We start from the raw sequence: 21189 nt of genomic DNA, 5'->3' as shown, positions 1-21189 counted from the left end.
CTGTTCGGCATGGGCCCTGGCCCCCGTGGCGTCCGCCGGAGAGGGCGATTTCCTGCCGCTTTCGGACCCAAACAACCAAGGCCAATGGATCTACAACGGCGAAGTCAGCGACGAGTTTGATGAACCCGCCGTGGATGAAGACAAGTGGTACATCGTCGGCAAATTTGAAGACGGCAAACCTTTCTATCGGCATCCCGACAACCCCAATAAACGGGTCTGGAAGGGGCGAGCGCCGTCCCAGTTTTCGGGGCGTAACTATCGATTGGAAGACGGCAAGCTGATCCTCGAGACCCGTTGGGAACCCGATTTCCCGTTTGAGAAGACCATCCACCAGCCGCACCACGGCCCCGCGCTGCCCTACGAGAACCTGACCACGGCCTGCTTCATCGGCCGCCGGGCATTCCAGTACGGCTACATCGAGATCAAGAGCAAGGCCGCCGACGCCGAGATCTCCAGTGCGTTCTGGTCGCTGGGCAATGGGCTTGAGATCGACTTCTTCGAACTGTTCGGCGCTTATGACGAGCCGCACAAGAAACAGAACGAGCGCCAGCTCTGGTGGTCCATCCGCGACTGGGAACGGCCGGTGCTCGGCAAGCCGGTGTACACCGAGAAGAAAGACCTGGGCTTCCGGGTCGCGGACGACTTCCACGTCTATGGCTTCGAGTGGAACGAGCACGGCGTGAAGTACTTCGTCGACGGCGAGCTGTTCTCCGAAGTCTCCGCGGATCAGGTCCGGGCCTGGGCTCTGAAAAACCGACCGGAAGTCGACGAGGGTTACGACGGCTGGGAAGTCGCGATGGCACCGGTCTACCTCTGGATCGACCAAGAGGCCTTCCCGTGGGCGAGCCTCCCCGAAAGCCAGGAAGACCTGGAGAAGAACGAACCCCCGCATAAGCAGGGCGACGGAAAAGTCGAGTTCGAAGTCGAATACGTCCGCGTCTGGCAGACCCGCGAACAGATGAAGGGCAATCGCTAAAGAGCCCCGACACCTTGTCGATCAACGGCTTCATAGATCTTCACCCGCTCGGCCGCCATTGGTCATTCCACCGGAACCATCAGGCACATTGCATTTGAAAGCAGGCCCCTTGTGCGCACCCCACTCTCTCATCTCAATCTGGCCATGACGGTTTTTCTCGTGGGGTTCAGCGTACTGGCTCAAGCAGACGTCACCCATCCGCTGCCGTATTCCGATCCCGCCAACGAAGGCGCGTGGATCTACAACGAACGAGTAAGTGACGAATTCGACGGCGACACCATCGATGAAGACCGCTGGTTTATCGTCGGCAAATTCGAAGACGGCCGCCCCCAATACATCCACCCCGACAATCCAAACAAGAAGGTGTGGAAGGGCCGAGCGCCTTCACAATTCTCTGGCCGTAACTATCGATTGGAAGACGGCAAGCTTATCCTGGAGACGCGATGGGAACCCGATTTCCCGTTCTCTGAAGACGTCCCCAAGCCTCACTTCGGCCCGTCGGTGCCCTACGAAAACATCACCACCGCCTGCTTCATCGGTCGACGTGAGTTCAAGTACGGCTACGTCGAGATCAAAAGCAAAGCCGCCCCCGCCGAGGTCGCCTCGGGGTTCTGGTCGATGGGCGATGGCTTGGAGTTCGATTTCTACGAGCTCGTGGGCCACAGCAACGACCCCGAGAAGAACGACTACCTCGACAGCCTGCTGTGGTGGTCCATCCGCGACTGGAAGGTGAAGCCCTACGGCAAACCCACGTACACCGAGAAACGCGATGTGGGTTTCAACGTGGCGGACGACTTTCACATCTGGGGCGTTGAGTGGAGCGAAGACGGCATCAAGTACTTCATCGACGGGAAGCTGTTCTCAGATGTATCCGCCGAGGATGCGCACCGTTGGGCACTGGAAAACCGAAGCATGCCCCAAGTCCCAGAAGACTACGACGGCTACGTCGCAACGGTGCCGATCCACCTCTGGATCGATAACGAGATCTTCCCCTGGGTCGGGATACCGACTTCAAAGGAAGAACTCGAAGCCGGGAGCCCGCCCGAGCTGCGCGGTGATGGTGTGGTCGATTACGAGATTGAATACGTCCGCGTTTGGCAGACCCACGAACAGATGAAGCAGTCAGCCATTACCGCCAACCCATAGCCAACCTCTTTCAGAAGTATGATCAAGTTCAACGACGACTGGCTGTTCACGCTCAGTGACTCCGACGACTATACCCTCACGACCTATCAGCCCGAAGGCTGGCGGACGGTCACGCTCCCGCACGACTGGTCGATCGAAAGCGATTTCGACCCGGACCTCGAGGGCTGCACCGCCTTCCTGCCCGGCGGGATCGGCTGGTACACCAAGACGTTTTCCACGCCGACCACAAAGCACGAGAAGTGCTACATCGTTTTCGACGGGGTATACAACAACGCCGAGTTCTGGCTCAACGGGATCAAGCTCGGCGACCACCCCTACGGCTATGCCCCGACCTATTACGACCTCACCGACCTGCTCGAACCCGCGGGCAACGACAACCGGATCTCGGTGCGCGTCGACCACAGCCGATACGCCGATTCGCGGTGGTACACCGGCTCGGGCATCTACCGCGACGTGCTCCTGCTGGTGACTGACAAGCTCCACATCCCGGTGTGGGGCACCTTCGTCACGACGCCCGATGTTTCAACCGATCTCGCCACGGTCGAAGTGCGCGTCGAGGTTGCGAACGACCACCCCCAGGCACGTGAGGGGCAGGCCGTGACCGACATCCTGGACGCCAACGGCACGGTGGTGGCGACCGCTCGGTCGGCGTTTGATCTTGCCGCCGGCGCCACGTCCACGATCACCCTGCAAACCCAGGTCAGCAGCCCCATGCTTTGGGATGTTGACGCCCCCAACCTCTACACCGCGAACACCTACCTCGCGGTCGACGGACAGCCCCTCGAAACCCGCGTCACCCGCTTTGGCATCCGTCGTTTCTATTTCGACAAAGACCAGGGGTTCTTCCTCAACGGGCGCAGCCTGAAGGTCAAGGGCGTCTGCCTGCACCACGACGCGGGCGTGGTCGGAACCGCCGTTCCCAAAGATGTTTGGCGGCGCCGCCTTGCGCTGCTCAAGGACGGCGGCTGCAACGCCATCCGCAGCGCACACAACCCCGCGTCCGACGAGTTCCTCGACCTCTGCGACGAGCTGGGCCTGCTTGTTCAGAACGAGTTCTACGACGAGTGGGACCTGCCGAAAGACAAGCGATTCAACATGCAGGACAAGCAGGTGGACACGATTACCCGTGGCCACTCACAGCACTTCCAAACGTGGGCCGAGACCGACCTCAAGAACGTCATGCGTTCCAGCCGCAACCACCCCAGCATCTTCCAATGGAGTATCGGCAACGAGATCGAATGGACCTACCCCGGGAACCGCGAAGCGACGGGGATCTTCAAGAACACCGACGCCAACGACACAATGGACTGGACGCTGTGGCGTACCAGCATCCCCCCGCACAGTGTCGAACAGGTCCGCGCGTTTTGGGTCGACTACCCCGAGCAGACATTCAACATCGGCGACACCGCCCGCAAGCTCGCCGACTGGACCCGGGAACTCGACACCACCCGCCCGGTCACGGCCAACTGCATCCTGCCCACGTCTAGCTTCGAGACCGGCTACACCGAAGTGCTCGACGTCGTCGGCTTCAGCTACAAGCCCGACAAGTACGACTACTTCAAAGAAACCTACGGCGACTACTGCATGATGGGCACCGAGAACGTCCCGCAGTGGTACGAGTGGAAGGCCGCCGCCGAGCGCGAATTCATCGCGGGTGTCTTCCTCTGGACCGGTGTCGATTACATGGGCGAATGCCGTGAGGAACACTGGCCCGTCAAGGTCACGCCGCAAGGCCCGCTCGACGTGGCGGGCTTCCCCCGCGGCTCGTTCTACATGTACCAATCGCTGTGGCGTGACGACATCCCGGTGCTGGCGATGTACACCCAGACCGAAGCGCGATCGATCTTCCGCAGAGACGAATCGGGTAGGGCGGTCGAGAAAGAACCCGGCGCCTGGGAAAACGCGCCCCGCGAGTGGCAGGCGGTCAACCCACACTGGAACTATGAACCAGGCGAAGCCACGGTCGTTGAGGTCTACTCCAACTGCGAATCGGTTGAGCTCTTCCTGAATGGGCAAACCTGTGGCACGCAGCGCCTCGAGGATCAAGCCGACCATATCTACAAGTGGGCGGTCCCGTATGAAGCGGGCGAGCTGAAAGCCGTTGGCCAATTCGGCGGAACGAGCACCGAAACCGTTCTGCAAACCGTTGGTCAAACTGTCGGCATTCGCCTCACCCCCGACCGCGACCGCATGGCGGCCAACAAGACCGACGTGGCTCACGTTGTCGCTCAACTGATCGACGAGCAAGGCCGGAACGTGAAATACGAGGACGCCGAACTCACCTTTGAGATCAACGGCGAACACACGTTCCTCGGAACCGATTGTGGCGACACCTCAAAACTCGAAAGTTTCAAACGCCACCAGGTTACGACCGCCTTCGGCCGGGCCTTGCTGATGTTGCAGGCCACCGACACCCCCTCGTCGCTTCAGATCACCGCGGGTGCAAGCGACCCGCGTATTCAGCCCGGCACGGCCCAGGTGGAAGTTGAATAAACCTGTTGTGTCGGCTGATACGAATATCAAAATACTGATGAACAAAGCGCCCGGAGATAACACGATGCATGCCAATCAAACTGCACATTCGAAGCCCTGGTTCGCCAAGATCATGGGGTTGGTGGTGCCTTGTGTCTTGCTGGGTTGCCACGGGATCGCGGGAGAACCCATGGATTCAGACCTGCCACAGCAGTCTTTCACCCCACACACCGACCCCCAGAACAAAGGCGGCTGGGTGCTGGTCCCGGAGGTCAGCGACGAGTTCAACGGCCCGACGCTTGATACCGAGAAATGGCACGTCCAGGGCACCGACGACCATTACAACAACCACTTCATGGGCCGAGCACCTTCCCAGTTCGTCCCCCGCAACGCCCGGGTCCGCGACGGGGAGCTGCAGATTGTGACCAAGTGGGAACCCGACTTCCCGTTCACCGACAAGATCAACAACGGCAACAAATACGAAAACATCACCACCGCCGCGGTCATCACCAAAGCGGAATTTCGTTACGGCTACATGGAGACCCGATGCAAAGCCGCCGACGGACCGATCTCGAGCGCTTTCTGGGCGATCGGCGGCAACGGCGAGCTCGACGTGTTCGAACACTTCGGACGAAACCCCAAGAACCCGGAATCGGACCAGCGCTACCACACCTCGTTTCACGACTGGCGTGACCCCGAATCACCGACTTGGTCGCAGCGCGTCTGGACCAACGACCACCTCCTGGATTTCCGCATCGGCGAGGACTACCACGTCTACGGCCTGGAGTGGGACCCGAACTTCATCAGCATCTATATCGACGGCCGACTCATACGCCACATCTCGCGCACCGAGATCGGCGACAACTGGGTCGCAGACGGGATGATGAAGGTTTGGCTCGACTGTGAGTTCTTCCCATGGGAGATGAACCCCGCCGACGTCACCGCCGAGGACTTCCCGGGCGAGGGGCTGATTTTCAATGTGGATTATGTCCGCATCTGGCAGCGTAGCGGGGATGCCACGGTTCCAGTCCCGAACAACCCCGAAAACCTACTCGCCAACCCCTCATTCGAAGCCGGCTCGCGCGGCTGGGTCCTCGATGGCGACACCCGCGTGATCTCAAACAAAGCCCAGGACGGCCGGAAGGTCGTGGCGCTCGGCGAGAGCAGCAGCACGGTTTCGCAGACCGTGAATGTTCAGCCGAACACGACGTACATCCTCAGCACATGGGCACGCCTGCCCGGAACCAACGGGAAAGACGTCTGGGAAAACGCCTGGCTGGGCGTGAAAGACTACGGCGGCGAGCCGATCCGCCGGACGCTATTCCGCTCGGACTTCTACCGGAGCAGCCTCGAGTTTACGACCGGCCCCGATAGCGACACCGCAACAATCTTCTTTACCAACGACACCAGCACCAACCGCGCCCTTGCCGATGCGTTCGAGCTTTACGAGTCGATCGATTTGACCACAATCAAAGACTAAGGCGGCGGGTTTGTCGGATGCCGCGCAACATACTTCTTCTCGCTGGCTGGAATGAAGTTGGTCAAAACAAAGATGGAGCCCTCCAATGCCCGCAAGCCTGGACACGCCTGTGATCTCTGAGGTTGACGATGACGCAAAAGGACACGACGCACACACCAAGGCGGCGGAGTCCACGACTCCGTTGCCCGGGCGTATCGATCGCCCGATTAATGTGGTGTTTCTTGGCGCGGGTTCGACCTTCTGCCCGAAGATATGTCGCGACATCCTGACCATTGAATCCGCCGATCGGGGTGAATTACGGCTGGTCGATATCGACGCTGACCGCTTGGCACTCACGACCCAGGTCGTCGAGAAAATCATAAGCGATCTGGGAAAGCAAGGCGGATGGTCGGTTCAATCCACGACCGATCGACGAGCGGTATTGCCCGGTGCGCACTACGCGGTGTGTAGTGTCGAAGTCTCGGGGCTCGACTGCGTGGCCTGGGACAACGACATCCCGCTCAAGTACGGCGTCGATCAATGCATCGGCGACACCATCGGCCCCGGCGGCTTGTTCAAAGGCCTGCGGACCGTCCCCGTGTTTCTTGACATCCTGCGCGACATGCGTGAGTTGTGTCCGGGCGCGGTCATGCTCAACTACACCAACCCCATGAACATGATGGTGCTCGCCGCCGGCCGCGCGATCCCCGAGGTGCCGGTGGTGGGCTTGTGTCACTCCGTGCAGGGCACCAGCCACCTCTTGGCCGACCTGGCCGAGGTGCCCTACGACGAACTCGACTGGGAATGTGCCGGCATCAACCACCTGGCGTGGTTCACCAAGCTTGAGCACCGCGGCCGGGATCTGTACGAGAGTCGGCTCTTCGAACAGTTCCGCCGAGACCTCGAAGCGGGGATCGCCGAGGCCGAGGCGGGCAAAGCATCGTTTGATAACCGCGGCGACTCAAACGGGGAAACCGCTGAAAAGCAATATGAATTCGAGGAGCTCATCCGCAAGGACATGTGCGTGCATTTCGGTGCCTTCATCACCGAGAGCTCGGGCCACCTGTCGGAATACCTCCCGTACTACCGCAAGTCGGAGGAAGGGAAGAAACTGCTGCGTTTGGGGTACCACGGCGGAAGCCGGTTCTACGCGAGCAACTGGCCGAGCTGGCGCAAACACATGGATGAACAACGCAACCGCTGGGTGACGGGCGAAGAGGCGTTCGATCTCAACCGATCTTGGGAGTACGGCTCGTGGATCATCGAAGCGATGGAGAAGAACGCCCCCTTGCGTATCCACGGCAACGTCATGAACCACGCTACCGCTCTGGGCAAAACCTCACGCGGAGAAGCAGGCAAACTCATCACCAACCTCCCGGGCGATGGCTGCGTCGAAGTGGCGTGCTACGTCGACAAGAACGGCATCCAACCGACACGTTACGGTAGTCTGCCGCCACAGATGGCACACATCTGCGCAAGCAACATGGCGATGTTCGACCTCGCGGCCCAATCCATCATCCATCGCAGCAAGCAGGCGGCCGCCCACGCACTCATGTTAGACCCTCTATGTGCCGCGGTGCTCACACCGCGTGAGATCGAGATGATGACCATGGAGATGTTTGACGCGGAACGTGAGTTCCTGCCGGAGTACAGCTGATCACCAAGAACTTCGACCTGTCCGGCGCTGAAACGGCAACGGCTTGAATTCCACACAGTGGTATAACCGCTGAAATAAACTTGTAATCGCTCCACAAAAATGATCCGGTGGAGCCCCACTTATTTCAGGAAAATAATTAAAACACTGTGATTATGAATTCCCGGCTCTTGGCTATCTCAAACCGATGGATGATCAAACACGATAGTATTACGATAGAGAACCCGTGACCGGATTCGATTCGCTTGCTTCACGTGTTATAGAAAGTCTAGCGGCCCAATCGTTAGTCTTGGACCGAACGAACCGCGTCTTTGTAGGGACCGCGCCCTAAAAGCTTAAGGTGTGTTTCCCGGTTCTCAGAATTGATGGATGACTGGGGATGCCCGCTTGCGCTAACCATCACGCGCATCGGCTTCTTGCCTGAAGGCGCCGCGATGGCGGAAGCGATTGCTTTGGGCACATCCATCAGGTCACCCTGCAGATTGGGGATGTTCCCCGAGCCCATGTTGTCGGCCATCTCGCCGTACCCTTCCAGATACTTCGCTTCGGATCGTGCCTTCAAATCTGCCGTGAGCTTTTCACGCGTATTCCATAGCTCGGTGGGGTAGCCGCCCGGCTGAATCAGCGTGACCTCGACGCCGAACGACGAAAGCTCGTAGGCGAGCGATTCCGACATCGCTTCGATCGCAAACTTAGTCGGACAATAGTGCCCCAGGCCCGGCCAGATCACCCGGCCCGATTGCGAAGACAGATTAATGATGTGGCCCGACCCGCGATGACGCATCAACGGCAGCACCGCCCGTTGCATGCGTTGATACCCGAAGACATTGGTGTCGTAGGCGAGTTTCGTGGCCGTCTCGTCCTGCGCTTCGACCGGGCCAACGATCGCGATGCCCGCGTTGTTGATCAGCACATCGGGGACGCCGCCACAGATCTCGATCGCTTCGTTTACGCCTCGTGTCACGCTTTCTTCATCGAGTACATCGATCTCGACTACGTGGAGGTCAAGGTTGTCTTTCGCAGCTAGGGCTGACAATGCTTCGGCTTCCGGCCGTGGCATGTTGCGCATGCTGGCAATCACCTTGGCTCCTAGCCGTGCATAATGCTCAGCGCCAAGCCTGCCGAATCCGCTCGAGGCTCCGGTAATTAAAATTGTCTTATTGTTTAAGTCTGCTTTATTGGCTGGTTGCGCCTCGGTTCTTGCGGTTTGGGAGTATAAACAAGCAGCGGCACCGGCAAGTAATAATTCGCGACGGTTCATTGTTTTGGTACAGTCTTGTATAAATAAAACGGCAGTAAGTGGGCCATTAGTGATTAAAACGATTTGTGTACGTCTTACGATACTGATTTGATTAATGAATCAATCATCTCGGGTGAAATTGCCTTGGGCGGAGATCGCTAGTCGGTTAAGGATCATGAAGGCGTTTTTGTTTTGGTTATCAGCGGGGCTTGTCCAAACTTCCTCCCCAGCTCCATTGCCATTGGCGAAGATGTCGTCCACGGGAACAGATTTTGCTGCTCCATATTGAGTTTGCTCAACCCCTGGGCTAGTTTCGAACGACGTTGAGTTGTCATTGCGAACAATCGTTCCGATCCATTCGTTGATGCCGGTGCCGTCATTTCGCTCGGTCCAAACGGAGCTTTTGTTGTTTGCATTAACGCCGGTATTGAAGTCTGCCATAATCACGGCTTTGGTATTGAGCGTCTCGGACCACTCGAGTGCTACATCCTTGCGGGTTGGTGTGCTTCCGACGCCAGGAGGGGCGCCGAAATCCAGCATGGCGTATGAATAGTTCCGCCCTGTGATGATCCCGCCGGAACTTGCGGCATCCAGTGTTGCTTCTTCACCGTCTGCATCAGCTGGATTTAGGCAGTATTCAGGCGGAATCGCATTCGCATTGAGCATTTCTACATATACGGCTTGTGGTAGACCCGCTTTATCACCAGCGATGGCGAAGCCATAACTTTGGCCGGCTACGGCTGCCGGCGTAATCGCTACTTTTCCATCAACATCGAGTCTTGGGAAGTATCCATCCTTACCGCCACTCTTATTTGATTGTGCGAATACGACCATTCCTTGATGGATGCCTCGTAGCTGAGTGGAGTTCGCCAATTGGCGTCCTGAACGTCGTGCTGCTCCCAAGGCGGGAAGCAGTATCCCAATCAGCAGAGCGATAATACTTATGACCACTAACAATTCAATTAAGGTGAATCCAGATTTTGATTCGAGTGTATTGAAGCGTAGATGCATGATGAGATCCTTTGTGATATGCGTATATACCGAGAAATGGTATTGTGGATTTGGCAAAGTATTACGACACAAATACTGAGATGTAGCCGATGTTTTGAATGTCTTAAGCGGGCTACGGTATTAGATATGGTTGCTGTATAATTATGCGGTCAGGATAAGTTTGGCCATATATCTTACCGCTAACCCGTTAGGTCAATCTTGTCTACTTGACTTTAATAGATGGCGATTTCGCTATACGCTGGTCATGCGGTGATTGCGAACGATGGTTTGATGTTCTTGGTATCTACTTGTGCACTTACGGGGCAAGCGTCAATCGTTTTATCGCCTGTTTGCCACAGATGATTTGGTGGGATCTGACGTGTTTTGTATGAAATGGCCGCTGCTGTCGCAGGGACAGGGCCATGCGAGATCAATTTCATGTTCTGTCTATACATCTGCAGTAGAGGTTCTCTCGAAACGTGGTAAGTTTGGCTGAAGCGGTGGCTTCAAATTAGACGCCTGGCGGGTAAGGTTGTGTTGTTGTCGCCAGAGGGGCGTGATCTGGTTCAATCGCTAGCGCCGGTGTCCCCGCCGCATATCGTGCGAGCGATCGGGACCGCCTACTCATCGAGGGAGACGTAGATCGACGATGGGATCACGGTGACCGAGCTGTCGGTCCGGGTTGGGGTTGGCCGGATGCGAATTCACACTCATGCGGCTTACATGCCTTGGGCCGGAAGTCTACAAGCGGGACATGCCGGCGAGTTTCCGTTCTCAACGACATCACTTCACCTGATAGAGGCGGGTCGGGATGTGGACTGGCAAACACAGCACCGGTGTGTTCCCTTAAATACATACAACCGTCTCTGACTCGGCAGGGTAAATCCTGCGAGATATCACGATCACCAGCCGAAAATCGGCTAAATAATGTCTGTTTTGTCAGGTGTCAGAGAGTGTTGTTATCGATAAGCATTTGCTCCATCTGAGGTTGCGTGATGTCAGGCCGCTTGACCCTGACGCGCTTATGTTGGGCAGGGGTATCCCTCGATATCGTGGCTATCGGGGGAGCTGTAGGGGAGTAGAATTCGAGCACATTTGAGGCGTGTTCTAGGGGTGTTCCTATTTGTTGGCGCCTTCCCAGTTCTACAGTTACGCGTTTTGAGGGTTTGGGGTGAATCACGCTTTGTTTGTGCTAATAGGCCTCCTTCAGGAGTGGTTGCAGCGTCGCCGCGACGCCCAGGTTCGGTTCCTCCGTGAGGAGAACCGGATTCTACGATCTCGTCTGGATCAGCAGCGGCTGATCTTGGCTCCAGAGGAGCGAGTCCGACTCTTAGCCATCGGGGCCGAGCTCCGGCATCAGGTCAAAGATCTCATCAGTGTGGTCCAGTTCCGAACCTATCAACGATGGATTCGGGAGCAGCAGGGCGGTCGAAAGCCGGGCCGAGTCGGCCGCCCCCGGAAGATTGGGCAACAGATTCGAGATTTGATTGCTCGGATGGCCAGGGATAACCCGGGCTGGGGTTATCTGCGGATCGTGGGCGAGCTGATCAAGCTGCGGTGTCCGGTCGGTAAGACCAGTGTGCGGCGGATTTTGCTGCAAGAAGGCATTAACCCACGGCCAAGACCTGATCGATCGGGGCGACATGAATTCCAGCCGTGGGATCAGTTCCTAAAGCTACACCTCAACACGCTGGTGGCTTGTGACTTCTTCTGCAAAAGCATCTGGACCCCGATGGGTAAGCGGCAGGCCTATTTTCTAGCCTTTATCCATGTGGGATCACGCAAGGTCTGGGTGTCTCCAGCTACGTATCACCCAAACGGTGAGTGGGTACTGCAGCAAGGTCGGAACCTATTGATGTTGCTCGAAGAACTGGGCCTTGAAGCGACGCATCTCATCCACGACCGGGATACGAAGTTCACGGCCGGTTTTGATGCTCTTTTTGAGCATTTAGCGGGTATCGACGTCTTGAGGTCGCCGGTGAAGGCTCCGAACGCCAACTCATTTGCTGAGTCGTGGATTGCGACGGTGAAGCGAGAATGTCTAGACTACTTTGCTTGCTTTAGCCTACGGCATGCCGATCACATCGTTCAGGCATTTGTGGCTTTCTACAGCGACCATAGGCCTCACCAAAGCCTCGATAATCGAACGCTCGACTCAGCGGATAAGCCATCAATAGGTTCAGCCCAAACGCCACCGATCGCTGGCAAGATCACTTGTCGTTCGGAATTGGGTGGCTTACTCAAGCACTACTTCCGGTCGGCTGCTTGAACTCGCTATTCAGCTTTTGGGCTTCGCATTTCAAAGATCACATCGAATCGCCTGTACGGCGAATCGATGTTGTCATTCAAGACCGCTCCAGTACTTGGAGGATCGTTCTAAAATTGAACCATCTGTTACAAATCGAGGGTGACTCGGGTGGAATTATTGAGCGCCTACAAATTGGAATAGACCGGGTCGTTCTAAAATTCAACTGTCTGCTGTAAATTGAGAGTGATTAGGATGGAATTATCCAACGCCTACAAATCGGGATAGGCCGAGTATAAATTCGGATCATGAAGCAAAGATCGAAAGACTGAACGATTGTGAGCTATTCAAGTCTACTATCATCAATTTCGTCTTAGTGTCATAAGTGAACTGCCAGTTTTTACCATCAACCTCAATTCGCTTTGGCGCAAACTCTACGTACGCTCCGAACCTCCCAGCGGAACCGATGACACAGCTGTGATGACTTCTGTCTAAAATCGCTGCGCCACCGCTTAAGCGATCAAGGATGCCCAACGGGGCGAAGCCATTCTGTATCGGAGTAAGATTGAATAGTTCCGCCTCGTCGCCTTTAAGCGTGATTTCCTGACTACTGTCAACATGTAGAACTATCAGATTCTGGCTGGTTGGGGACCACGCCGCGAAACGTTTGCCTTCTAGGCCTTCAATATCTTGAGGCGACCAGTGATCGGTAATTGCAGGCGCTTCGTTGGCAGGCATTTCGGCACGGCCGGCCTCGATTTCGTGGGTAGGCGTACTGTCATTACCTTCCCAGCCACAGTGGAATAGCGCGATAGCGCCGACCAGTACATTTCCCTTCGCGTCACGTTGAGTATTTTGGATCTTGAGTAATACGCTTTCTACTTCTGGATTATCGAACCAGCGGTCGTTGGTGGGCATGCCCGATCCGGCGTTGTAGCGAAGGACGTGGCCGCGCTCGTCTGCGAGCGTGCGGGCGAGGTTGCCGTCGTGTTCGCCGGGCTTGTCGGCAAGGTAGACGGGACCGCCGCTGATCGCCCGTGCGACAGCATGCATGTGCGCCTCGGTCCGATCGCTCTGGAACATGTCCCAATCGGCGACGGCGAAGCAATCGGTCCAGAGGCCGTTCTTGGCGTTGGTGTGGATGTGCTTGCCCTGATAGCGGACTCGAGCGGGGAAGTAGTCGTCGCTGTTACGGGTGGCGTTGCCCTGGAAGGCGGCGGTGGCAAGTGTGTTGTTCATGCTCATGCAGTTGAGTACTTCGCCGTTGAAGTGTTTGGTGCCGCTGGCGTGCAGGGCGTTACGGTAGGCGTGAGCGAGGCGGACACGGTTGTAGCCGCCTTGTGTTTCGTTTCCGCCGAAGTACATGATGCCGCCTTGGTTGTCGACCTTGACCATATCGACGCCCGAGTCGGCGAGGTAGCCGTGCCAATCGTCGAAGAACTGGCCGATGTCGTCGGGGTGGACCGTGGATAGGGTGCCCTTAAGCCAGTCGCCTGGGTTTTCAATGTCCAGGGTGTTGCCGGGGCGGTTGACGATGCGGTAGTGGTCGGCCAACGGGCTGTCGGGGTGGACGCCGTGCCAGTAGCCCTGCAGCGTATGCCAGACGCCGAACTGTTCGACGCCAAACTCAGACTTGCAGCGATCTATCATCGGCTTGAGCCCATCGGGAAACTTGGTCGGATCGGGCTCGAAGTGGGTGAGCTTTTGGTCGGTGTGTTGCAGCCAGCCGTCGTCGAGGATGAGAAGGCTGGGATGGATTCCCTGCTCGTGCAGCCGCTGCAGGCCTTCGAACACGCGTTCTGCGGTCACCTCGTGGTAAAACGCATTCCAGGTGCACCAACCCAAACGATCGGCCCAAGCGGGTTGCGGTTTTTCTGAACGGAGCTTAAATGTGCCAAGACGAGCGCTGGCGCGGGCGGCAAGCTCGGCGACCAAGTTGCGGGGGTTACTGCCTGCACCAATAGCTGCAACTGGTTCGGCTGGTGCATCGCTTGGGCCATCGACCACAATACGCAATCCACCATCTCCGCCAGCCAATGAGGCTCGCCTTTTGCCTGAAGCCAAGGGCAGGATCGCGCCGAACGGTGCAGCGGGGTCGTGGCGTTCCCACAATAGAAGGATGGTGTCTTCGGGAACCTCATCGCCCTGGCCAATCATCGCTGGCTCGGTCCAGTAAGGCGAGTTGCGGCGTAGCGCCATCATCCGGCCGTGGCTGGGCAGTTCGAGGGCTTCCGTCGAACCATCGAGCACCGCAAAGCCCGCGTCATCGAGGGTGAGGTTTGTAACCACGTGTTCATGTGAGAGAGGGGGCTTCATGGGTTTGTGTGGGTCGAGGCTATAGGGAGGTTTGGATTGGGCCAAGAGATGGGACGGGGCCAGTCCGGCCCCGGTCATCGTCACGACCGAAGTCTTCAGGAAAGTGCGACGCTTAAGAAAATCAGTCACGGGTAACTACCTCTATGGGATCAAACAGCTGCGGGTCCACTGACCCTCCGGATACATATGGGGGTTGGCCTAGGTAGCAAATTCCGCGAACGAGGCGTAGATCGCGATTACTAGGATGACAAGTACAACGGCCATGGTCTTGGCGCCCTTCCACGGGGTGAGTTCGACGTCGCCCGAGTGCTCGTGCACCCAAGCCTCGGGGCGGGGTGAGATCTTGCCAATAGCCAGCATCAGAACGATCAGGCAGCCGAAGACCAGCCCCATGAAGTGGAACGGGTGCATCACATCGGGGGCGAATGTCTTGGCTACGGTTTGGGTCTTGGCGAACTGAGCGTAGGTCACCGATTCGGGGGGTTCCGCAGGCGCTTGTTCGCTGAAGCCGGTCTTTACGACGCGGCGTTCAATCGTCAATTCTTCAAGAAATGTGACGCTGACTTTGCCGCTGACCACGAGCGGGTCGCTTTCCCATTTGGCATATTCCTCTGCTTTCTGGGCGATCGGCACAACGAACGTGCCCTCGGATTGCTTCTCGCCGATCGGAACCCAATAGCCCAGCATCAGCGATACGATGCCGACGACCAACGCGATGTTGGCGGCTTTGCCCGGCACGCGTTTGGTGAGCATGCCCACCAAAACCACCGCGAGGATCGGGATGAAGTAGATAGCGTTCATCGTCTGCAGGTAGCCGAAGATGCTCGAGGTCTGTGCGAGCATGGGAGCGAGGAGCATTGCCACCACCGCGATGATCCAGCCCACGGTCTTGCCCGAGCGGACGGTCTGTTGCTCGTCAGCCTGCTTGTTGATGAAGTTTTTGTAGATGCCAAGCGAGAAGAGGGTACAGGTCGCGTTGAGGGCCGAGTTGAACGAGCTGAGGATCGCGCCGACTAGGACCGCGGCGAAGAAGCCCGCGAGGTAGGGCGGCAGCACATCGCCCACGAGGGTGCCGTAGGCCTTGTCGGCCTTAAACCCGATGTCGTCGCTATAGAGCACATAGGCCATGATCCCGGGTAGCACGAGGTAGAGCGGCCCGAGCAGCTTGAGCAAGGCACAGATCAACACGCCTTTTTGCCCTTCTTTCAGGCTTTTGGCGCCGAACGTGCGTTGGATAATCTGCTGGTTGGTGCACCAGTAGAAGAGGTTGAGCAGTGCGATGCCGGTGAAGATCGTGCTGAAAGGCACGCTGGTGTCACTGGTGCCGATGGAGTTGAAAGTTTTATCTTCGACGCCGTTGGCTTTCATGGTCGACCAGCCGTCGAGGACCCCCGACCCATCGCCGAGGGTGTGGCTGATAGCGGCGAGGCCGAACACGGTGATGAGCAGGCCGCCGACGAGCAAACCGATACCGTTGATCGTGTCGGACACCGCAACGGTGCGGAGGCCGCCGAACAGGGCGTAGCACGAGCCGATGATCCCGACGACCCATACGGTCAGCCAGAGTACGAAAGTGTCGGCGTCAAGTTCCGCGCCCAGCAGCGAGACGGTGGCCTGGCTGGCTTCCAGCCCGATGAGTGCTTTGACACTGATGATATCCACTAGCCCGGTCGCCCCGGTGTAGAGCACGATCGGCAAGAGGATCACGGCGTATGCCGCGAGAAAGATCAGATCGGTAAACGTCCGCGTGCCTGCATCGAAGCGAGCCTCGAGGAACTGGGGCACGGTCGCGATCCCGCTGCGCAGGAAGCGGGGCAGGAAGAACAGCGCCATGCACACCAATGCGAGTACTGCCACGACCTCCCAGACCATCACGGCGAGCCCATCGGTGAACGCGGCGCCGTTGAGGCCCACCATCTGCTCGGTCGAGAGATTGGTCAGCAGCAGCGAACCCGCGATGACGATCCCGCCGAGCTGCCGTCCGCCGAGGAAGTAGCCCGCAGAGGTTCCGTGGTCGTCTTTACGGGTCAGGACGAACGTGATCGCAGCGACAAACGCGGTGAAGAAGAGAAACGAGATCAGCGTCATGGAGGCTCGCGAAATGGAGGTGGAGAGGCGTGGGGCCGGTCAAGAAGTCATGTATGAGGCTGTAATAGACCGCGATCTATGGGCCGTGAAAGATTCGATTGCCGTAAAAGTGGGCCCTGGTAACTGGTGTCGTATCCACGCCACCACTGGCTTCTGTCGTTGAATCACGGAGATAAATTCATTCTGTGTAGCGTGTATCTGGTCACAAATATGCGGGATAATGATAAAACGATTTAGTTAAATTTCAAGTCAAAAATAAGTATTTTCAGCAAAATTTAGCTTAATATTGAAAAATTTTAGTGGATCGATGTAGTAAATTATGTATGTTGATCACGTGTCGCCTGCGAGTATTGGGTTTACCGTGTTTCTTAGGGGGTGGATTTGATCAGCCGGCGAGAATTCATGGTGGCAGGCGTCGCTACTGGCTCTGGACTTACGCTCTCGTCTGCCGGTCAATTGACAGAAGGGCGGCCGTCTATGCCTTCACAGCCATTCAACATGCTTTTCGCTCCTCACTATGGCATGTTCAAGCACCACGCGGGAGACGATCTGGTGGATCAAATCAAGTTCTGTCACGACGCGGGCTTTCGGGCCTGGGAGGACAATCACCTGATGGATCGAGAGGTGGCGGTGCAGGATAAGATCGCCTCGGCCTTGGATGATCTTGGGATGACTATGGGGGTCTTTGTGGCCAAGACATTCTGGGGGGAGCCGATCTACGTCCGAGGAGGCAAGGAGGCGAGAGAGAAGCTTAAGCAGAAAATGCGCGAGGCGGTGGAGGTGGCTAAGCGTGTGAACGCCCGGTGGTGCACCATTGTGCCCGGGCCGTACGTCCAGGATTTGGAGTGGGACTATCAAACCGCAAATGCGATCGATTGTTTGCGGGCGATGGCAGAAGTATGCGAGCCCGCTGGCCTTGTCATGGCGCTGGAACCATTAAACCGTTGGGCCAACCATCCGGAGATGTTCTTGTCTCACATTCCGCAGGCCTATCTGATTTGTGAGGCTGTAAATTCGCCGAGCTGCAAGATCCTGAATGACCTGTATCACGCCCAGATTATGGAAGGCAGCCTGATGTTAAACATCGACAAGACGTGGTTGCGGACAGCGTATTTTCAGATCGGAGATAGTCCTGGGCGAAACGAACCCGGGACGGGGGAAATCAACTACGCCAATATCTTCGCCGAGCTCGATCGCAGGGGGTATTCCGGTGTTTTAGGAATGGAGCACGGTATAAGCATCGATGGTAAAGAGGGCGAGCGCAAACTCATCGAGGCCTATCGACGGTGCGATGTGATCAAGTGAGTCTGGTCTGATTGGAAGCTATGGGTTCGTACGGTTCGTGATTTAGATTCGTCGTCTAATCATGATGTGGGATTGTCAGAATTCTACTATTTAAAAAGGTGTTTGATGAAGACTTCAATGGGTTGTGGCTTTGTTTTGACTGGGGTCCTGGTCGCAAGCTTTGTCGTGGAGACGGGTGGGGCCGATGAGGTCGAGCCATCCGCCGAAACGGATGTGTGCATGCTTGAAGGCCACGTGCGCTCGAACCCGCCGGAGAAGAAGCACCCCCCGTATAGGTCTCAGAAGTTCCCCGAAGGCGAGCGAGCGAACGAAGTCTACCGATGGAAGGTACACGACCCCAAGCGGCCGCAGCCCGAGGTGGTCGAGCCACCCACCCCCAGCCTACAGCAGCGCCCAGGGTTGACGCCTTCGGATGCGGTCGTCCTCTTTGACGGAACTCAGCCAGATGCGGATCTCTCTGCGTTTCGGTTTGAGAAGCCCGAGAAGGGGGATCCAACTGACTCATGGGTTGTTAGAGACGGATACTTCGAAGTCAAACGCAGCACCAGTAATCTGCTGACCAAGGAGTCGTTTGGTGATGTTCAGCTTCACGTTGAATGGATGGTGCCGGAACGCTACGACGAGAAGTTTTTTCAGAGCCGAGGTAACTCCGGAATTAAGCTGATGAGTCGTTACGAGGTGCAGATCCTCGACAGCTTGGCGAACCCTACCTACGCCGACGGCATGGCAGGGGCGATCTACGGGCAGAACCCGCCGCTGGTGAACCCGGGTCTCGGGCTGGGGCGTTGGCAGACCTACGACATTATCTTCCGCCGACCGATTTTCGGCGATGGCGACGAGGTGTTGCGCCCCGCTACGCTGACGGTACTGCACAACGGCGTGTTGATTCAAGACAATTGGCATCTCGAAGGGCAGACCCGTTTTGAGAAGCGTGCCCGTTACTGGAAACACGCCGATGAGGAGCCGATTCAGTTTCAAGAACACGGCGATGCTGTGCGGTATCGAAATATTTGGGTGCGGCGTCTTCCCGAGCGTCCCTTGTCGGTGGTTGATTCAAGTAGTTGCCTGAGTGACTGAACTGAGTGCCCTTGTTGGAGTAATCCCGATGTCTTCTGCTTGTCGCTAGGCTAGCCGCCGGTAAGGGGTAGCCCTCTTGTGCTCGGCTAATTGCCTACCTTGGTGTGCGCCTGCAAAGGGGTGGGCTATTGGCTTGTAAGAAGTAAATCGGGTTCGTCTCGAAATTCCGAACTGCCAGAACTAAGGCGACGGGGGAGCGCTTGCCCGGTGCGGTCGAATTACCGTGAGGTTTCCGTCAAACATAAGCTTTAGTCGCTTCGGCCAAAAGGTCCGCTAGCGCGTGTGCGGGTGGTGTTGATGTGCGGTTGAAGCCCTATAGAAGTCATCACTAAAATAATCTAAATACTACTTGACAGAACTAAAAATTTAGCTAAACTTTAGGGTATGGCTAGTAAGTGCTGTTGTAGAAACACTCGTTTGTCGCATGAATGCCTAGCTATATAGTCGCTTGCCGGTATGTCGCGGCTTAGCAGAACTTAACACTCATTTGTGGATAGCTTGAAGTATCTAAACCTTAAGTCCAATTAGCTTCACGTTGATCCTTGTAATCTGCCTTCTTACGCATCTCGCACACATTCATAAACGGAGTCAATCTCATGCGAAACCATTTTGCGAACTACCGCCGTAGAAAGACTGCATTTACTCTGATCGAACTTCTAGTGGTTATTAGTATTATTGCGCTGTTGATTAGTATCTTGCTGCCGGCCTTGAGCGGTGCTCGTTTTACGGCAAATGTGACGCGGTGCGCGACTCAGCTCCAGCAGATTGGGCGTGCTCAGGCGGCATACACGAATGACTACGACGGCTTTATTACTCCGGCTAATAGTCGAAGCTATAACGACTTGACCAACTCGCCAGCACAGCCAGGAGGAGATGTTGGCGGCAACCCCAATCATGCAACTTTTGATGACCTTCTAGGAGCTGGTGGCTATGACGGTCGTGGAGGGATATCAGCATTTAATGATGGTGGTACCAACATCATCATGTCAAATGGGATACCTGAGCGTTTACCGGAACCTGCGATCTACTTGTGCCCGCTTGATAATTTTGCGAAAACAGTACCAGATGTGCATGGTCGCACGTACGGCATGAATCGTTTGGAGACGACTACAAACACCATATCGGGAGACATCAATCCAGATGCGCCGGGCCTTGCGGGGACTGAAGGTTTCTCGTACCGGATTGATTTTGTCAATCAGGGTGCGGATACATTCATGACGGGTGAACATATCCGGCTCCAGAACACAACAAGTTCACTTTCTAGGTCTGTGGCCGGTGGATTTGCCGGAGCAGAGATTCGTGCGGCTTCGACGAATGATCCCGCGGAGGCGGTCCGTACGTTCCTCCACCATTCGCGGCAAGGTCGTGAATCGCTATTGGCTACCGGGGAAATCTCTACAAACTGGTTGTTTGTCGACTCACACGTAGCCCTTGTAGACAACGATGATGCTCATGCGAAATCAGATGCTGCTGCAGCTGGATTTCTTACTTCGATGTATGACGCATCCAAGTAATACAAATGTAGTTAATGGGCAAAGAAAACGTCTGTCGTAATTTAGGTAGTTGACTCGATCAACGCGTTTTTCGAAGAAACATTTGTCATGCTAAATAAGCTCAATGATTCACCACAGCTCGTAAGCGGAGTAGCAGTAATTTTGACAATTATTGCAGGATGGTTTGTGTATCAGCATTTTTCTGATGATGGCCGCGAGGGTATTAAGGCCAAGTGGATGTATGACCTTAATACCAACCGTCTGATTCTTGCGGACTTTGAGGAAGCATCTCCCAGTAACATAAATAATGCGACCGTCGATTTAGTCGGCTTAGGTACTGTTGGGTCAGTCCTCGAGGTGGGCGTTTATACCTGCGGCGACCCAAGCGATGTCAGAGCCGGTATGTCAATTGAGGAGTTGGCGTCGGTCGATGCTACCGTTGTCTATTTTGCTACAACGACAGATCGATTCGGTACGGGCTCGCAAGAACTTGACTTGATTACTGCTGACACTGAATCTGGAGTATGGATAGGCGCTGAGTCTAGTGCAGGAAACAAGATGAGAAGCGATGCTAGGCTAGGGCTATGTCAATCAGGCGATAAAGCTATTTATTGTGTCCCGTGATTAATAAAGATCTGAAATCTAGATGCATAATGAGCAACGACAGCTACCCTATTCGCTGCAGTCCAGATTGCAAAATATGTACGCTAATCACTCTTTCCTTGCTT

At 56.1% G+C, this 21189-nt stretch carries 14 protein-coding genes; 10 read left to right on the top strand and 4 right to left on the bottom strand.

Features of this window, described 5'->3' with window-relative positions:
- Positions 1–25 precede the first annotated feature (25 nt).
- The 5 genes from HNQ40_RS04775 (at position 26) to HNQ40_RS04755 (ending at position 7710) form a co-directional block, all read left to right on the top strand.
- The gene (locus HNQ40_RS04775) at positions 26–976 is read left to right on the top strand and encodes a family 16 glycosylhydrolase (RefSeq protein ID WP_221435386.1); all 951 of its coding nucleotides are present in this window, start codon (positions 26–28) and stop codon (positions 974–976) included.
- A 144-nt stretch (positions 977–1120) separates the two neighbouring features.
- Entirely contained in the window at positions 1121–2122 is a 1002-nt protein-coding gene (locus tag HNQ40_RS04770) for a family 16 glycosylhydrolase (protein ID WP_184676734.1), read from the top strand.
- An 18-nt stretch (positions 2123–2140) separates the two neighbouring features.
- Positions 2141–4615: a glycoside hydrolase family 2 TIM barrel-domain containing protein gene (locus tag HNQ40_RS04765; RefSeq protein WP_184676733.1), complete on the top strand. Its 2475-nt coding sequence runs from the start codon at positions 2141–2143 to the stop codon at positions 4613–4615.
- Between the two features lie 64 nt (positions 4616–4679).
- Positions 4680–6074 carry a family 16 glycosylhydrolase gene (locus tag HNQ40_RS04760; RefSeq protein WP_184676732.1) on the top strand — a complete coding sequence of 465 codons (1395 nt, stop codon included), beginning with the start codon at positions 4680–4682 and terminating at the stop codon, positions 6072–6074.
- Between the two features lie 85 nt (positions 6075–6159).
- Positions 6160–7710, top strand: a complete 1551-nt coding sequence (locus tag HNQ40_RS04755) for a family 4 glycosyl hydrolase (RefSeq protein ID WP_184676731.1) — start codon at positions 6160–6162, stop codon at positions 7708–7710.
- Positions 7711–7990: 280 nt separating this feature from the next.
- Here the strand turns inward: HNQ40_RS04755 and HNQ40_RS04750 are convergent, their stop codons facing one another.
- Together HNQ40_RS04750 and HNQ40_RS04745 are read right to left on the bottom strand one after the other, a co-directional pair.
- Positions 7991–8968 carry an SDR family oxidoreductase gene (locus tag HNQ40_RS04750; RefSeq protein ID WP_184676730.1) on the bottom strand — a complete coding sequence of 326 codons (978 nt, stop codon included), beginning with the start codon at positions 8966–8968 and terminating at the stop codon, positions 7991–7993.
- A 99-nt stretch (positions 8969–9067) separates the two neighbouring features.
- Positions 9068–9958, bottom strand: coding sequence for a type II secretion system protein (locus HNQ40_RS04745; protein ID WP_184676729.1), 891 nt, complete (start codon positions 9956–9958; stop codon positions 9068–9070).
- A gap of 1150 nt (positions 9959–11108) precedes the next feature.
- Here HNQ40_RS04745 and HNQ40_RS18585 point away from each other — a divergent pair.
- Positions 11109–12206 (top strand): integrase core domain-containing protein, encoded by a 1098-nt coding sequence (locus HNQ40_RS18585; protein WP_221435385.1) that lies wholly within the window; start codon positions 11109–11111, stop codon positions 12204–12206.
- 282 nt (positions 12207–12488) lie between these two features.
- Here HNQ40_RS18585 and HNQ40_RS04735 read toward each other — a convergent pair whose 3' ends face one another.
- Positions 12489–14498, bottom strand: coding sequence for a Sip1-related alpha-galactosidase (locus HNQ40_RS04735; protein ID WP_184676727.1), 2010 nt, complete (start codon positions 14496–14498; stop codon positions 12489–12491).
- 198 nt (positions 14499–14696) lie between these two features.
- Entirely contained in the window at positions 14697–16586 is a 1890-nt protein-coding gene (locus HNQ40_RS04730) for a solute:sodium symporter family transporter (RefSeq protein ID WP_221435384.1), read from the bottom strand.
- Between the two features lie 477 nt (positions 16587–17063).
- Here HNQ40_RS04730 and HNQ40_RS04725 point away from each other — a divergent pair, with 477 nt between their 5' ends.
- The 4 genes from HNQ40_RS04725 to HNQ40_RS04710 all read left to right on the top strand — a co-directional run bounded on the left by HNQ40_RS04725 (position 17064) and on the right by HNQ40_RS04710 (position 21085).
- Positions 17064–17891 carry a hydroxypyruvate isomerase family protein gene (locus HNQ40_RS04725; RefSeq protein WP_221435383.1) on the top strand — a complete coding sequence of 276 codons (828 nt, stop codon included), beginning with the start codon at positions 17064–17066 and terminating at the stop codon, positions 17889–17891.
- Positions 17892–17996: 105 nt separating this feature from the next.
- Positions 17997–18968: a 3-keto-disaccharide hydrolase gene (locus tag HNQ40_RS04720; RefSeq protein ID WP_184676726.1), complete on the top strand. Its 972-nt coding sequence runs from the start codon at positions 17997–17999 to the stop codon at positions 18966–18968.
- Positions 18969–19564: 596 nt separating this feature from the next.
- On the top strand, positions 19565–20482 hold the full coding sequence (locus tag HNQ40_RS04715) for a type II secretion system protein (RefSeq protein ID WP_184676725.1): 918 nt from the start codon (positions 19565–19567) through the stop codon (positions 20480–20482).
- An 87-nt stretch (positions 20483–20569) separates the two neighbouring features.
- Entirely contained in the window at positions 20570–21085 is a 516-nt protein-coding gene (locus HNQ40_RS04710; protein WP_184676724.1) for a hypothetical protein, read from the top strand.
- Positions 21086–21189: the final 104 nt, after the last annotated feature.

The sequence above is a fragment of the Algisphaera agarilytica genome (assembly GCF_014207595.1).
Classification (GTDB): domain Bacteria; phylum Planctomycetota; class Phycisphaerae; order Phycisphaerales; family Phycisphaeraceae; genus Algisphaera; species Algisphaera agarilytica.
Note: the sequence above shows the minus strand (reverse complement) of the source record. Positions and strands in the feature narration are given on the sequence as shown.